Source organism: Serratia sp. CY47444 (assembly GCF_052168635.1).
Taxonomy (GTDB): Bacteria; Pseudomonadota; Gammaproteobacteria; order Enterobacterales; family Enterobacteriaceae; genus Serratia; species Serratia bockelmannii.
This window is the reverse complement of sequence record NZ_JBJNMH010000015.1, coordinates 47645-61727: the sequence shown is the minus strand read 5'-3', so window position 1 is coordinate 61727 and position 14083 is coordinate 47645. Positions and strand designations below refer to the sequence as shown.

The following is a 14083-nucleotide window of genomic DNA, read 5'->3' as shown; positions in this document are numbered from 1 at the left end:
AAGTGGCGAGGCGCTTGCATTAACATCGGGAATCGGTAGTATGATTTTTCATAGCGTCGGCATGTAGCGCAGCCTGGTAGCGCACCGTCATGGGGTGTCGGGGGTCGGAGGTTCGAATCCTCTCATGCCGACCAAATTTAAGAAAACCTGCTGTTACAGCAGGTTTTTTTTCGTCTGCACGTCGAGAGGATGAGAATCTCCGAAGGAGGTTTGAGCCGAACGTAGTGAGACCACGTTGCTTTAGCAACGGCCCGCAGGGCAAGCATCGAAGATGCGCATAATCCTCTCATGCCGACCAAATTTAAGAAAACCTGCTGTTACAGCAGGTTTTTTTTCGTCTGCATATTGAGAGGATTAGGCCGCACCGATTTGGCCCATGCGCTAGCGGAGGCCTGGGCAGGGCCTCTCTCTCAGCGCGGCTGCAGGCAGTTTTCTTCTTTCCAGCCGTACAGCCATTCCATTCCGCGATAAAATTCCGCCTGAGATTTGCCTTTCCATAACAGATTACGCACCTGGCGCTCAACGCCTGCGGCGTGATAAACACGGCCCATCTCACGGGTTGACCAGACGATGCGCGCCGTGCGTGGAATACGTACCGACTCGTACAGGGCAAGCGCTTTTGCCGCATCCCCTCCATGCTCTTCCAGCGCTTTACCCAGCGTTACCGCATCCTCCAGCGCCATGCAGGCTCCCTGTGCCATATACTGTGCCACCGGGTGCGCTGCGTCTCCCACCAGCGTGATACGGTCGTTGCCCCATTTCTCCACCGGTTCACGATCGGCGGTTGACCAGCGGCGCCATGAGGTCGGCTTATCCAGCATCTGGCGCGGACGCGGGTGAATACCGGAAAAATAGGAAAGTACCTCCTCTTTACTGCCCTCCTTCACACCCCATTCCTCCTGCTGACGGCTATGGAACGTCACCACCAGGTTATACTGCTTCCCGCCGCGCAGCGGGTAATGCACCAGATGGCAATGCGGCCCCGCCCACAGTACCGGCGCGTTAATGCGTAAATCCTCCGGCATCTCATCGCAATTAATCACGGCGCGGTAAACCACATGTCCGGTCACCCGCGGCGCATCGCCCAGCAGGTACTGCCGCACCACCGACCTCACGCCATCGCAGCCGATCAGAATATCCGCCGTCCAGCGATTGCCCTGCTCATCAAATACCGTCACATCGTCCACCGTTTGGCTGATACCCGCCACCTGCGTTGAGGTACGGTATTCCACATCCGGATGGGTCAATACCGCTTCCCAAACAGAGGCGTGGATATCCGCCCGATGGATAACCGCATAGGGACCGCCAAAGTGATCGCGAAATGCTTGCCCGGTCTCAATATGCACCACCTCCTGGGCATTGACCGCATCCATCAGGGTAATGTGATCGGTAAAGACGGCGCGCTGACGCGCTACGCCGCCCACACCCAGGCTATCCAGCGCGGAAAAGGCGTTGGGGCCGAGCTGAATACCCGCCCCAATCTCACCAATCTCGTGCGCCTTTTCCAACAACATCACTTTAATGCCCTGGCGAGCCAGCGAGAGCGCAGTCGCTGCGCCGCCAATGCCTCCCCCGACGATAATTGCGCGCATCACTTTAGCCATTGTTTTCCTCCTTTCGGGCTCAGGCTGAGATTTTGTCTTGTTGGTTTTCGGGCGCCGCGGCGATAAACGCCGGGAGCTGAGTACAGGCGTCGTAAACCGCCTTACAGCGCGGATACCCGCTCAGATCGCACCCCATCCGCAGGGCATTCGCCCACTGAGGGATCAGGCAGCAATCCGCCAACGTCGGGGTATCGCCAACGCAGAAGGGTCCTGGCGGCCTCTGGAGCAACAGCTGTTCTACGGCGCTCAGCCCTTGGCGGATCCAGTGCGCATACCAGCGTTTTTTCTCTTCCTCACTCACCTTCAGCTCTTCACTCAGGTAGCGTAAAACCCGCAGGTTATTTACCGGATGAATATCGCAGGCAATAACATAAACGATTTCCAGTATCCGGCTGCGCGCCGGGTCGGCCGTCGGTAACAGCGGCGACTGAGGAAAATGGCGATCCAGCCAGTCAATAATCGCCAGCGACTGGCTGAGAGACTCACCGTCGTCCGTGAGCAGCGTCGGCACCAGCCCGACCGGGTTCATTCGCCGATATGCCAGCTCATTCTGCTGCCCGATGCGAATATTGACCCCCACCGTCTGGTAATGGAGGCCTTTCAGCGCCAGCGCAATGCGCACGCGGTAGGACGCTGAGCTATTAAAGAAACTGTACAGCTTCATCATTCACCTCTGAATCGGCTCAGACAATCTTCACGGCGATCGGGGTTAGCCCCTCTACATTGCCGGTAATCACATCGCCTTTCACCACCGCGCCCACCCCCTCCGGCGTCCCGGTAAAAATCAGATCGCCGGGCTGCAGCTCAAAAAAGCCGGACAGATAGCTGATGGTTTCATTCACCGACCAGATCAGATGGCGGATGTCGCTGCGCTGGCGATCGCTGCCGTTGACCTGCAGCCAGATAGGCGCGTTGTTCACGTCGGCGCTGTCGCCGGCTTTATGCAATGGCGCGATGGGCGCAGAAAGATCGAACGACTTGCCGATTTCCCATGGGCGCCCCATCTGACGCATGTCCATCTGCCGATCGCGGCGGGTCATGTCTAGGCCTGTGGCATATCCCCAAATGTATTCATGCGCCTTTTCCAGCGGAATATCGCTCCCCCGTTTGCCAATCGCCACCACCAGTTCGATTTCGTAGTGATAGTTGTCGGTTTGCGACGGATACGGCAACGCCAGCGTTTCGCCGGCCGCCACCGGCACCACCGCATCGGCAGGCTTGCAGAAGAAAAAAGGTGGCTCACGATCCGGGTCAAAGCCCATTTCGCGGGCATGCGCAGCATAGTTACGCCCGACGCAGTAGACACGGCGCACGGGAAACTGTTTATCACTCCCCACAACAGGAACCGTCACGGGGGCTTGCGGTGCAAATACGTATTGCGTCATTTTGTCTCTCCCAAATTAATAACGTGCTTCGCGGAACAGTCCCAGGGCTTCCTGAACCGGCCTGTCCGAGAAACTGAATAACACGGTGTCTTCGTCCGCCTGAAACGACACGTCGAACCAGGTCGGCGCCACGAAGATATCTTTTGCCGAAAAGTGAAGGGTTTCGCTGCCGATGCTGACCTGGCCGCGCCCTTCCACCACGTGGTAAATGGTGCTGTCCGTGGTGCGCGCCTTCCGTGAGGAAAAGCCTTTCGGCAGCAGCTGCAGGAAGGCGCCCATCGAGGGCATGGGATAGCCGCCGGTCACCGGGTTGGCGTAGCGCATCTTGTAGCCGTCCCACTCGTCGGCGTCCCCCATGCGGGTGAGGTCGTGCAGCGCTTCCCGGCTGCGATCGTAGCGGTAGTTGAAAATGGGCGATGAGTTGCCTTTCTGATGGCGCAGCGGCAGCATATTGGCCGCATAGCGCGGTAAATAATCCCCCTCCTGGCGCGTCACGGGCTGCTGCTCTTGCGGATAGTCTTCCGCGAAACCGCAACCCAGCAGGTTCACCAGCGGCAGATCCAGCCCGTCCAGCCATACCACCGGCTCCTCGCCGGGATTACCGTGATCGTGCCAGCGCCACTGCGGCGTCAAAATGAAGTCGCCTTCATGCATTTGCGTACGTTCACCGTCAACGGCGGTAAATGCCCCTTTCCCCTCGACGATAAAACGCAATGCCGACTGATTATGGCGATGGCTCGGCGCGACTTCGCCCGGCATGATCAACTGCAATCCGGCATACAGCGTCGGGGTGATGGAGGACTGTCCGCGCAGCATCGGGTTTTCCAGCACCAGCACGCGGCGAACCGCCTCTTTGGCGCCAATCAACTCGCCGCTGGCCAGCAGGTGCGGGCGAATCGCCTGATAGTTCCAGTAAGCCGGAGCGCAGTTTGCATTCGGCGTTTGCGGCACCAAATGGTGCAGCGACTCCCACAATGGGGTCAGGTTCTGCCCGGAAATATGCCGGTAGAACTGCTGGCGGCTGGGATTAACATCCTGATTGCGTTCAGGCATAGGGATTCTCCTTTTCATTCACGACGCTGCGCGAGGCAACGTATCAGGGGCTGGGGCAGACTGGCGAACGACAGCCGTCAGCAGCATTAACATCACCGTACTGATCGCCGCCGGCACGGCAATAATGAAAAATAGCGTATCGAATGAGAAATTCATCGCCATCATCACGCCGCCGGCAAGCGAGCCGACAATCGCGCCGCAGCGGCCAATGGCATTGGACCAGCTGACGCCGGTCGCCCGGCTTTGTGTCGGATAGAGCGTGGCGGTCAAGGCATTCAGCCCAACCTGCGAACCGCTGATGCCGATGCCGGTGCCGAAGATGGCCAGCGCCATCAGCCACAGGCCGTTCTCGCTCAGACCAATCATGACGATACACGCGGCGCCCAGGGCGTAGCTCGCCGCTAACACCCGGAAGGGATTGTATTTGTCCATCAACGCGCCCAGCCCCAGCGCCCCCAGCGTTCCGCCCATCTGGAAAGCGGCGGTCACCCAAGAGGCATGCTGCAGATCTATACCGCGATGGTTAAGCAGCGTCGGCATCCAACTGGAGAGCAGATAGATAATCAACAGGCTCATAAAAAAAACCGCCCAGAGCATGAGAGTAATGCGCAGCTGGCGGCCGGCAAACAGCGGGCTGATGCTCCCTTTGGCCGCCGTAGCGGCTTCGTTGAGGTAAAAATGGGTCTCTTCATCGCACTCTCGGGTGATGCCGCTGACCGTTTTGGCAATCACCTTGCGCGGCAGTTGGCGGCGGACCTGCCAGCGCGGGGATTCCGGCAGGGCAAACAGCAGCACCACAAAGAGCATCAGCGGCAAAACGCCTCCGAGCACCAAAATGCCGTGCCACCCCATCACCGGCACCAGTTGGGCGCTGACGATCCCGCCCAGGGCTGAACCGAGCGTGAAACCGCAGAACATCAGCGTGACCAGCGCACCACGGCGGCGAGCAGGCAGATATTCAGAGGTCATCGTGATGGTGTTCGGCATCGCGCCCCCCAACCCCAGGCCGGTGAGAAAACGTAAAATGACCAGCGTTGGCATATCGGGGGAGAAGGCCGAAATCAGGCTCAGCGTGCCAAACAGCGCCACGCAAAGTTCGATGACGCGCTTGCGGCCAAAGCGGTCAGAAAGCGGGCCGCAAAGCAGTGCGCCCGCCGTCAATCCCAACAACCCCGCGCCAAACAGCGGTGCCAGTTCGCCGGCGGTCAGTTGCCATTGGGTACGGATGTCGGGTGCGATGAAACCAATGGCGGCGGTGTCAAAACCATCGAACATCACCACCAAAAAGCAGCAGATGATAACGCGCCACTGCGTCTTACCGATGGGAGCAGCATCGATCAGTGCTTGTAAATCACGCCGTTGAGTCATAGTGAGCGCCTCGGTGCAGGTAGGGAGATGTCTGTCTTGTTTTAGGTATGTTACGAATTTGTATCCTTAGCGATAAAATGTACAATGGCTTTTCAGGCAGAGACATAACCGGAGGGTTATAGCAAATGGCGAACTGGGCGCAGAAAATGAAACTTCACCATCTGCAAATGTTGGTGGCGTTGGGTGAGCAGGGAAATCTGACCCACGTTGCCCGGATGATGAACATCTCCCAACCCGCTCTGTCAAAATGGTTGTCACAGCTCGAAGATGAGATTGGGATCACGCTGTTTGAGCGGCATAGCAAAGGGCTGCGCCCCTCCGAGGGAGGGAAACTGCTGCTTCAGCATGCGCAGCGTTTGGTCAACGATCTGGAGCGTTCGCAGTCTGAAATCGCCCGCTTTAAGCAAGGCGGGCTGGTGGGAAGCCTGAAAATCGGCTGTTCGCCGGTCGCCACCGACTGCGTTTCGCAGGCCATATTGAGCCTGCTGCAGGAAATGCCGACGCTGCATCTCAATATTGAGGAAAAGGTGATGACCCCGCTGCTGCACGATCTGATCGCGGGCGCGGTGGACGTCGTCGTGGGCCGCGTTGGCGGGCGGGCGCTGCAACTGCCGCTCAACTATCAAGTGCTCTACACCGAACCGGTATGCTTTGTTGCCCGCCCTCACCATCCGCTGGCGGAATCCGCCTCCCTCACCTGGCACGATCTCACCCACTGGCGCTGGATTGTCTGGCCGACCGGCACGCCCATCCGCCTCAGCATTGATAATGCGCTGGCGGATAACGGCGTGATGCTGCCCGAAAACACGGTTGAATCGGCATCCATGAACGTCAGTACCAACCTGCTGCAAAGCAGCGATATGATCTCCATTCTTTCTCTACGGCTGGCGCAGCGTTATGCCAGCCAGGGGCAGCTGGCGATCCTGAATCTGCCGAAGATAGAGCAGAAAGGCAGCGTGGGCGTCTTCTGGCGCAACAGCGAACCGCCTTTTGCCGCGCTGAGCCGCTTTTTGCAGCTGCTGACGCAGGCTTAACCCCCCGCACCGTAAAACCAGCTGCCACAGCAGGCCATTACGGCTGCGCCTACGCGGAAAGCTTGACGATGGTCGCAGGGATCCCCTGACGCACCGCCGCTCCGGTCACCCAATCCAGCCAGGTATTCGGCACTTCGCGCGTCGGATCGGCAAAGCCCAAATCGTTGAGGTTGATGCCGGCGGCAATGCGCTCATCCATCGCCAGCGGTTCACCGTCCAGGTAGTGCTGACTGGCCCCCATCTCCCGGTGGCCGTAGCCGTGTTCCACCGCGATCACGCCGGGCATCACGCCCGCCAGTAAACTGATCCGCACCTCTCGACTGCCGCCCGGCGTGCTGATACGTACCCGGTCGCCGTGTTGAATGCCGAAACGAGCCCCGTCTGCCGGATTCAGCGCCACCAGGTTCACCGGTTTCACGTCGTGCAGGCGCCGGATCACCGCGGTGGAGCTGCTCATCACGTTGGATTTGAAGGACATCAGGCGCAGTGGCCACTGCTGCTCAGGGTAGAGCGCTTCCACCGCGCGGCCGTCCGACAAACGCGCCGGATAGCAGGTGGGGCAGCCGCTGAAACGCTCACCGGTGATCGCATGCCGGTGCTGCGCCACTTCCGCATTCCAGATCTGCAGCGGTTTCTCCCACCGGTTGCCCACGCTGCCGTCGCGGCGGCCGCTGTCGTGATCGGCGAAGCGGCCGCCGCGGCTGTAAATAAACGCCACGCGGTCGATTTCATCGGCGCGCAGCGTCTGCGCAAGCTGCGGCAACAAGCGATCGACACCGCTCAGCGTCAGTTCGTCCGCCCTCGCGGCCGGCACCGGCGCCTTGCCGGCAAACGCCACGTTGGCGGCGGCGCGCAGATAATAATCCTCGGCACGGTTGAGCGGCAACAGCCCGCCCTGGCCGTCGCCGATAGCGCGATCGCCGAACCCCGGCAGCGCCAGGCGTTTAGCGACGGCGATGCAAAACGCCTCCATGGAAATCGGCTGCCCTTGCGCCGTTTTCGCGGTCGCCGGCGTCACTATCGGCCAGCGCGCGGTAGTGGCCTTGCTGGCGACGCCGCCCCAGGGGGCGCTGAACCCCCAACTCTCAAAATTATGGGTGTCCGGGACGATATAGTCGGCCAACGCCGTCGTTTCGTTGATAAACGCATCGATAGCGATAAACAGCGGCAAACGCGCCGGATCTTTCAATCGTTCCTCCGCCACGCTACGCAACCCGGCGATACCGTACAAGGGGTTGGTCATGTTCGAGATCCAGGCTTTCAGCCCGTACGGATACCCTGCCAACGCCGATGTCAGCAGCTCGGTCAGTTGCCCGGCGACGAACGGATACCAGGGCGCCCTGGCCGGCCAGGGGGAAACGCCCGCCGCCACTTTTTCGCGGTACTCGTCGGAGGTTTCATAGGCGGCCTTGCTGCGCGCGATATTCAGGCCCTTCGGTTTTACCAGGCCGGGAAACTCGACCAGGTTATAGCGCGGCCCCTCAGCGAAGCCGTTGAATTTTCCGCCGCCGACGAACACGCCTCCCGCCAGGCTCAGGTTGCCGATCAGCACGTTAAGCATCATCACCGACCAGGTATTGTAAAACCCGTTTGCCGCCATCATCCCGCCATGGGCGATCACCGCCGCCTTGCGCCCGTGGGCGGTAAAGGCCTCGGCCAGTGCCGCGATGCGTGCCACCGGCACGCCGCATTGCCGGCTGTACGCCTCCGGCGACAGCTTGTCGGCGGCCTCTTTCAAACACTGGAAGCCGCTTTTCACCCCCACCTGCACGCCGTCGTGCAGCGTCACCGTACGGCTTACCCACAGCTCGGCGCTGTCGCACGCCTCGGCCGCCACCAGTTCCCCCGCGCCGTTGACCACCAACGGCGACGCCGACCCGGCGCCATTCAGATCGGCCAGCGTCAGATGCTGCCCCGCCCGCGGATGCTCGCTCTCGGCGATCACCAAATGCGTGGCGTTGGTCCAGCTCTTCTCGCCGGCGCGTTGCATGGCGACCTCCGACGGGATGGCGAGATAATCGGCCTGATAACGCCGGTGGTCGAGGACCCAACGGATCATTGCCATCGCCAGCGCCGAGTCGGTGCCCGGCAATATCGGGATCCAATGGCCATGATCGTCCGCCAATGTGGTGGTCAGTGGCAGCGCCGGCGCCACTACCGCATAACGGAACTCGCTGCGCAATCTGGCGCTGGCCAGTTGCCGAGCCTGGCGCTTGAACGGGTTGCCGGACTGTGCCGGCGAGGTCCCCATAAACAGCGCGAATTCGACCTGTTCCCAGTCGGGTTTTACGTGCGGATTTTTGTCCAGATCGTTCATCAGCGCACCGGAACCGGCACGGTAGGCCAGCCCGCAGTAAGCGCCGTGCGCGCCGAAGTTTTTGCTGCCGAAACTGTTCTGAGCGAAACGCCGCAGGAAGCCGTCGCGCCCATCGTCACCGGCGTTGGTCACCAGCAGCTGATTGGCTTTCGGCCCCAGCCCCGGCTGTCGGGCATCGATCGGCGTCTCCAGATCGCGGATCGCCCGCAGGCCCTCCACATGCCCCTCGCCGAACAGATCGCCGCCTTCCACCACTTCAGCGATCAACTGCTCAAAGCTGATGCGCTGCCACTTGCCCTCGCCGCGTTTGCCGACGCGCTTCATCGGCTCCAGCACGCGCAGCGGGCTGTAAAGCCCTTCCAGCAGCGTGGCGCCACGCGCGCAGGCGGTGGAACGGGCGTCGAGGCCGCTTTCGCCGCCCAGCTGCGCCAACGCGTCCTGCAGCGGCAAGGCCGAGTCGACGTGCCGTTCCTGAGACAGCGGATGATAAGGGTTGCCGGCAATGCGCAATACCCGATCGGTCTGCCTGTCCACCCGCACCCGCACGCCGCATTGCGTCCAGCAGCCGAAACACTGGGTCATCGAGATGGCCTGCTGCGGATTGCCTTGCCATTCCGGCCTTGCCCGCCCTTCGGGCGGCAGGGAGTTGCCGTTGATGCGATCCAGGGTTACCCGCCCTGAAGTGCCGTGAATCAAGCCGTCGATCGCCCGTTTGGCGACCTCGCGATAGCTCAGGCCAAAGGCGGACAATCCGCCGAAGGCCAGGCCCACTTTCAACCACTGACGCCGGGTGAGTTTAGCCATGTTGTTTTCTCCGCAGTAAAAACGCCTGTGCTTCACGCACCATGATCATTAACGCCAGCCACAACCCGAAAGTGCCGACGATCGCCAGCAAGCCATCGGTGCCGAGCGGCAGGCTATAAGGGGAATACGTCGCGTTGTATTTCGGGATGGTTTGCACCTCGATCAACAGCGTCCAGCGCATCAGCCAACTCAGCCCCAGTGCGCCGGCCACCAGCAGCGTCGTACCGCCGCGCGGCAAGCGCCGAGAACCGGCCCAAGCGGCGCACGCCAGCGTCAGCCCCCACAGCGCAATCCATCCCACGGCATACCGGCGCGCCATCGCCTGCGTCTGCAGCCAGTGGCGTACCGCCGCGCCGGATAACGTATCGCCGCATACCCACAGCAGGATCGCCCCGCCGAGCAGCAGTAACGTCAGCAGCATCCCGCGCGCCAGCGGCGCCTGCAGACCGGGCCGTTCGCGCAATGTCAGCAGCAGCAAGGCCAAGAGCGCCTGCAGCGCGCTGAGGAACATCACGATCGGAAATGCGTAGCTGAACCAGATTGGGCGGGCACGCACGACGGAAACCTCACGCCCGGTGTACAACAGCAGGCCGATAGCCACCAGCGCGCAGGCGGGCGCAATCCCACGCAGCAGCGCAACCGGCCTGCCCGTCAGCCGCGCAAATTCGAGAGCGAGAAACCACAGGCCGATCAGCAGGGTAAAGAGCGGCAAGAACAGCGCGCCCCACGGCATCCACGACCAGGGCGTCGGGTAGGCGTAGAAATGCCAGAAGCGGGCGGTTTGATGCAGGTCGGCGGTCAGCGCCAGCGGTGCGGTGATGGCGCACGTCAGCCCAATAAACAGCGCCATGCGCTCCAGATGCGCGGCGTTTTCTCCACCGCGCCAGCGCCACACGCAGGCCAGCAGCGCAGCACAGGCAGCGATGCCGATAAAGAAGAAATATTGCACGGCCCACGGCAGCCAGCTCACCGCCTGCGGTTGGCCCAGCACTTCTGCGATCATCAGTTGGCGACTCATCGTCCCTCCCCCCATAAGGCGACCTGCGCCCGCCCCGGCAGCGGAGTGACGAAGGCGTCATCCAGCCCCAGATAAAACACATGGGGCGCGGTTTGGTTCTCCGGCTTGAGGACGTTGATCTCGGCCTCGTGGCGCCGCAGCATCTTGCTCAGCGTGCTGTGCGGATCGCGCATATCGCCGATGATCCGCGCCCCGCCCACGCACGACTCCACGCACGCCGGCAACAATCCCGCCTCCAGCCGATGCACGCAGAAGGTGCATTTGTCCGCCGTTTGGGTGGCGTGATTGATAAAGCGGGCATCGTACGGGCAGGCCTGCACGCAATAGGCACACCCCACGCAGCGCGTGTTGTCGATCACCACGATCCCGTCCTCACGCTGGAAAGTGGCCTGTACCGGGCACACCGGCACGCAGGGTGGGTTGTCGCAGTGGTTGCACAGCCTGGGCAGCAGCACGTTGGTCGCCACCGCTTCACCTTCGAGGCTGACCTGGTACTGGTTTACCGTGGTGCGAAACTCGCCGTGCGGCGTCTGGTTTTCAATGGCGCAGCTCACGGTACAGGCCTGGCACCCGACGCAGCGCCGCAGATCGATCAGCATCGCGTAGCGGCGGCTCGCATCCCCCTCGCGCCGCGTCGGCGCTAACGTCAGCCCGGCCTCCGCCACGGGGATCAGCGAAGCCCCCGCCGTCAACACGCCCAGCTGCTGCAAAAACTGCCGTTTACTGAAGTCCATGCGCCTCTCCCACGCCCTGGGCATCACCCCGATCACGCTATTGATGCCCGTTAGATGAATAAACAATGTCGATGATTTACAGTGTAAAAATGGCATCGATGGCGCTCTATTGTGGTTAACCACATACCGGCCCCAACGTTGATCTAAAACAAGTGGCGGCAGGCAAATTGCCCATCAGGAGGGGCTGTGAGGGTCGTGTTATTACTGCTGTTCAGTCTCGGTTGGGGGATGGCGGCACAGGCGGGAGAGTGGTCGGTCGGCGTGCTGGCGATGCGCGGCGATGCGGCGACCGCGCGTGACTGGCAGCCGCTGATCGACAGCCTCAACGGCAGTGTCGGCGGTGAGCGCTTCCGCCTGCAGCCGCTCGATCTGACGCAGATGCGCGAAGCGGTCAATCGGGGCAGCGTGCAGTTCGTGGTCACTAATCCGGCGCAGTTCGTGCAGTTGAACAGCCGCTATCATCTGCGCTGGCTGGCATCATTGCGCGCCGCCAACGGCGATCGGGCAACGGGCAACATCATCGGCAGCGTGATTCTGGTGCGGCGCGACAGCGGCATCACGACGCCGCAGGCGCTGATGGGCAAAACGCTGGGCGCCATCGATCCGCAGGCCTTCGGCGGCTATCTGACCGGCTATAAGGCGCTCAGCGATGCCGGTATGCGGCCCGATCGCGATTTCCACCTGCGCTTTACCGGTTTCCCTGCCGATGCCCTGCTCTATCTGTTGCGCGAGCGCGCCATTCAGGCCGCCATCGTCCCCGTCTGCCTGCTGGAGAAAATGGATCGAGAAGGCCTGATCAACCCGGCGGATTTTCGCCCGCTGTTGCAACGGCCCACATCGGTTCCCTGTGTCAGCAGCACGCCACTTTACCCCAACTGGTCGTTCGCCGCCCTGCCCGGCCTGGATAACTCACTGGTGGATGCGGTGGCAAGAGCCTTGCTGACCGCACCTCCGCAGTCTCCCTTTCAATGGGGCGCACCGGTCTCGACCAGCGAGGTGGAAGCCTTGCTGCGCGCCGTCAATCAACACCCGGAACAGCGGCGGCTGTGGCTGGATATCAAGAGCTGGCTGATCCAGCATCAGACGGCCGTCGGCCTGTCGCTGGCGGTGCTGGCGCTGTTGATCGTCAACCATATCTGGATCGCGCTGCTGGTACGCCGGCGCGGGCGGCAGTTGCTCCATGCCGGAGAGCAACTGCGGCGGCAGGAGCAGGCGCTGGAGAACGCCAGGCAGCTGAACGTGCTGGGGGAAATGGCCTCCGGCTTCGCGCACGAGCTCAATCAACCGTTGGCGGCTATTCGCCTTTATGCGCAGGGATGCCTGATCCAACTGCGCAAAACGGACGCCGGGCATCCGCTGTTGGGTCCGTTGGAAAATATCGACCGACAGGCGCAGCGCGGCGGCGAGACAATTCATAACCTGCGCCAGTGGGTGCAGCCCACCGCTGAGGCGATAGACCAAACACGCTGGCGACCCGCGGCGGTAAGCGAAACCGCCGAGCGAGTGTGGACGCTGCTGCGCCTGACGCAGCGCTATCCCGACCTGAAACTGTTCAACAACGTGGCGCCTTCGCTGACGCTAACCCTGCCGCCGGCGCTGCTGGAACAGTTGCTGGCGAACCTGCTGCTGAATGCGGCGCAGGCCGGAGCCAACGCCGTCTGGCTTTCCGCCGTCCAGAGCGAACGGGCGATCGAGTTGCATCTGCAGGACAACGCGGGCGGCATGACAACGGCCGGGCTGGAACAGGCTTTTCGCCCCTTCAACACCACCAAAGCCGGCGGCATGGGGCTGGGGTTAGCCATTTGCCGGCGCCTGGCCCGCTACGGCGGCGGCGAAATCCGCCTGGCTAACCGCCCCGCCCCCGACAGCCGCAATGGGCTGTGCATAACGCTGCATTTCATATTGAACGATGAGGAAAACCATGTCGCTAATTCATCTGGTGGACGATGACGCCGCCGTCACCGACGCCTGCCATTTTTTGCTGACCAGCTTCGGTCACAACGTGCAGTGCTGGAATGACAGCACCGGCTTTCTGACCCAGGCCGACCTGTTTCAGACCGGGATCGTCTTGCTGGACATGCGGATGCCGAAACTTGACGGCCACCAGGTTTACGGGGAACTGCGCCGCCGCGGTAGTACGCTGGCGGTGGTGTTCCTGTCCGGCCATGGCGACGTGCCGATGGCGGTGGAGCAGATGAAGTACGGCGCGGTGGATTTCCTGCAAAAACCGATCGCCGCAGAACCGCTGATCGCCGCCCTCGAACGGGCACAGCAGGTCTCGGCCAAAGCCCAGCAGCGCCATGAAACTTGCGGCCGCTACCGCACGCTCACGCCGAAAGAACGCGACATCGCGCAGCTGGTGGTGCGGGGCATGATGAATCGGGAAATGGCGGAGCGGCTGAATATCGCCCTGCGCACCGTAGAGGTTCACCGGGCAAAAGTGATGGAGAAAATGCAGGCCGCCAGCCTGGCGGAATTGGTGATTCAGCTGCAGGCTCTGCCGCCCACGCCCCGGGAGTGAATGCATAAAGCCCTCATCAAGCTAACGTCCCGTATTCCTCTTTCCTTGATTGACACAGCGCGATCCAGGCAATATATTTATTAGAAATATTAATGAATTACGGTAGAATCACCTTTTCTCAACCAACAGGCTATCAGCATTCTCCGCAAAACCCAGCGTAGCGCTTTCGCCTTCAGGAACCCCGTGAGGGAAAGGAGAGGCGTTGTTTTGAATAAAGAGAGATGATGTCCATGTGACATGGCTCG

The 14083-nt window shown here is 61.4% G+C and carries 11 protein-coding genes, 1 tRNA gene and 1 other RNA gene; 5 read left to right on the top strand and 8 right to left on the bottom strand.

Annotation, left to right across the window (positions count from 1 at the left end; genetic code table 11):
* The first annotated feature begins 57 nt into the window (after nucleotides 1-57).
* Nucleotides 58-134, top strand: a tRNA-Pro gene (locus ACJ8IL_RS18370).
* A gap of 34 nt (nucleotides 135-168) precedes the next feature.
* Nucleotides 169-298: non-coding RNA, RtT sRNA (locus ACJ8IL_RS18365), on the top strand.
* Between the two features lie 112 nt (nucleotides 299-410).
* On the opposite strand, the gene ACJ8IL_RS18360 is transcribed toward ACJ8IL_RS18365, so the two are convergent.
* Genes ACJ8IL_RS18360 through mhbT form a run of 5 tightly spaced genes read right to left on the bottom strand, consistent with a single transcriptional unit; the run spans nucleotide 411 to nucleotide 5410 of the window.
* On the bottom strand, nucleotides 411-1604 hold the full coding sequence (locus tag ACJ8IL_RS18360) for a 3-hydroxybenzoate 6-monooxygenase (protein ID WP_043136451.1): 1194 nt from the start codon (nucleotides 1602-1604) through the stop codon (nucleotides 411-413).
* Between the two features lie 19 nt (nucleotides 1605-1623).
* On the bottom strand, nucleotides 1624-2268 hold the full coding sequence (gene maiA, locus ACJ8IL_RS18355) for a maleylacetoacetate isomerase (RefSeq protein ID WP_060433915.1): 645 nt from the start codon (nucleotides 2266-2268) through the stop codon (nucleotides 1624-1626).
* Between the two features lie 19 nt (nucleotides 2269-2287).
* Entirely contained in the window at nucleotides 2288-2989 is a 702-nt protein-coding gene (locus tag ACJ8IL_RS18350; protein WP_025303616.1) for a fumarylacetoacetate hydrolase family protein, read from the bottom strand.
* Nucleotides 2990-3004: 15 nt separating this feature from the next.
* On the bottom strand, nucleotides 3005-4042 hold the full coding sequence (gene gtdA, locus ACJ8IL_RS18345; protein ID WP_049208494.1) for a gentisate 1,2-dioxygenase: 1038 nt from the start codon (nucleotides 4040-4042) through the stop codon (nucleotides 3005-3007).
* Nucleotides 4043-4060: 18 nt separating this feature from the next.
* Entirely contained in the window at nucleotides 4061-5410 is a 1350-nt protein-coding gene (mhbT, locus tag ACJ8IL_RS18340) for a 3-hydroxybenzoate transporter MhbT (RefSeq protein WP_025303618.1), read from the bottom strand.
* Between the two features lie 125 nt (nucleotides 5411-5535).
* On the opposite strand from mhbT, the gene ACJ8IL_RS18335 reads away from it, so the two are divergent.
* Nucleotides 5536-6444 carry a LysR family transcriptional regulator gene (locus ACJ8IL_RS18335; RefSeq protein ID WP_049294871.1) on the top strand — a complete coding sequence of 303 codons (909 nt, stop codon included), beginning with the start codon at nucleotides 5536-5538 and terminating at the stop codon, nucleotides 6442-6444.
* A 49-nt stretch (nucleotides 6445-6493) separates the two neighbouring features.
* Here the strand turns inward: ACJ8IL_RS18335 and ttrA are convergent, their stop codons facing one another.
* The 3 genes from ttrA to ttrB are packed head-to-tail and all read right to left on the bottom strand — an operon-like array spanning nucleotide 6494 to nucleotide 11317.
* Nucleotides 6494-9565 (bottom strand): tetrathionate reductase subunit TtrA, encoded by a 3072-nt coding sequence (ttrA, locus tag ACJ8IL_RS18330; RefSeq protein WP_442516722.1) that lies wholly within the window; start codon nucleotides 9563-9565, stop codon nucleotides 6494-6496.
* Complete coding sequence (gene ttrC, locus ACJ8IL_RS18325; RefSeq protein ID WP_149570604.1) at nucleotides 9558-10583, bottom strand: tetrathionate reductase subunit TtrC; 1026 nt, start codon at nucleotides 10581-10583, stop codon at nucleotides 9558-9560. Before ttrC ends, ttrA begins: the two co-directional genes overlap by 8 nt.
* Complete coding sequence (gene ttrB, locus ACJ8IL_RS18320) at nucleotides 10580-11317, bottom strand: tetrathionate reductase subunit TtrB (protein ID WP_049208488.1); 738 nt, start codon at nucleotides 11315-11317, stop codon at nucleotides 10580-10582. The genes ttrC and ttrB overlap by 4 nt, the downstream gene beginning before the upstream one ends.
* A 228-nt stretch (nucleotides 11318-11545) precedes the next feature.
* Here ttrB and ttrS point away from each other — a divergent pair, with 228 nt between their 5' ends.
* Nucleotides 11546-13267 (top strand): tetrathionate respiration histidine kinase TtrS, encoded by a 1722-nt coding sequence (gene ttrS, locus ACJ8IL_RS18315; protein ID WP_236689672.1) that lies wholly within the window; start codon nucleotides 11546-11548, stop codon nucleotides 13265-13267.
* Nucleotides 13239-13838 carry a tetrathionate respiration response regulator TtrR gene (ttrR, locus tag ACJ8IL_RS18310; protein WP_164100099.1) on the top strand — a complete coding sequence of 200 codons (600 nt, stop codon included), beginning with the start codon at nucleotides 13239-13241 and terminating at the stop codon, nucleotides 13836-13838. The genes ttrS and ttrR overlap by 29 nt, the downstream gene beginning before the upstream one ends.
* The last annotated feature ends 245 nt before the right edge of the window (nucleotides 13839-14083 follow it).

What these genes read in the sequence shown, in the direction of transcription:
- ACJ8IL_RS18360 (WP_043136451.1), bottom strand. Translation starts at nt 1,604, where the DNA reads ATGGCTAAAGTGATGCGCGCAATTATCGTCGGGGGAGGCATTGGCGGC.
- maiA (WP_060433915.1), bottom strand. Translation starts at nt 2,268, where the DNA reads ATGAAGCTGTACAGTTTCTTTAATAGCTCAGCGTCCTACCGCGTGCGC.
- ACJ8IL_RS18350 (WP_025303616.1), bottom strand. Translation starts at nt 2,989, where the DNA reads ATGACGCAATACGTATTTGCACCGCAAGCCCCCGTGACGGTTCCTGTT.
- gtdA (WP_049208494.1), bottom strand. Translation starts at nt 4,042, where the DNA reads ATGCCTGAACGCAATCAGGATGTTAATCCCAGCCGCCAGCAGTTCTAC.
- mhbT (WP_025303618.1), bottom strand. Translation starts at nt 5,410, where the DNA reads ATGACTCAACGGCGTGATTTACAAGCACTGATCGATGCTGCTCCCATC.
- ACJ8IL_RS18335 (WP_049294871.1), top strand. Translation starts at nt 5,536, where the DNA reads ATGGCGAACTGGGCGCAGAAAATGAAACTTCACCATCTGCAAATGTTG.
- ttrA (WP_442516722.1), bottom strand. Translation starts at nt 9,565, where the DNA reads ATGGCTAAACTCACCCGGCGTCAGTGGTTGAAAGTGGGCCTGGCCTTC.
- ttrC (WP_149570604.1), bottom strand. Translation starts at nt 10,583, where the DNA reads ATGAGTCGCCAACTGATGATCGCAGAAGTGCTGGGCCAACCGCAGGCG.
- ttrB (WP_049208488.1), bottom strand. Translation starts at nt 11,317, where the DNA reads ATGGACTTCAGTAAACGGCAGTTTTTGCAGCAGCTGGGCGTGTTGACG.
- ttrS (WP_236689672.1), top strand. Translation starts at nt 11,546, where the DNA reads ATGGCGGCACAGGCGGGAGAGTGGTCGGTCGGCGTGCTGGCGATGCGC.
- ttrR (WP_164100099.1), top strand. Translation starts at nt 13,239, where the DNA reads ATGTCGCTAATTCATCTGGTGGACGATGACGCCGCCGTCACCGACGCC.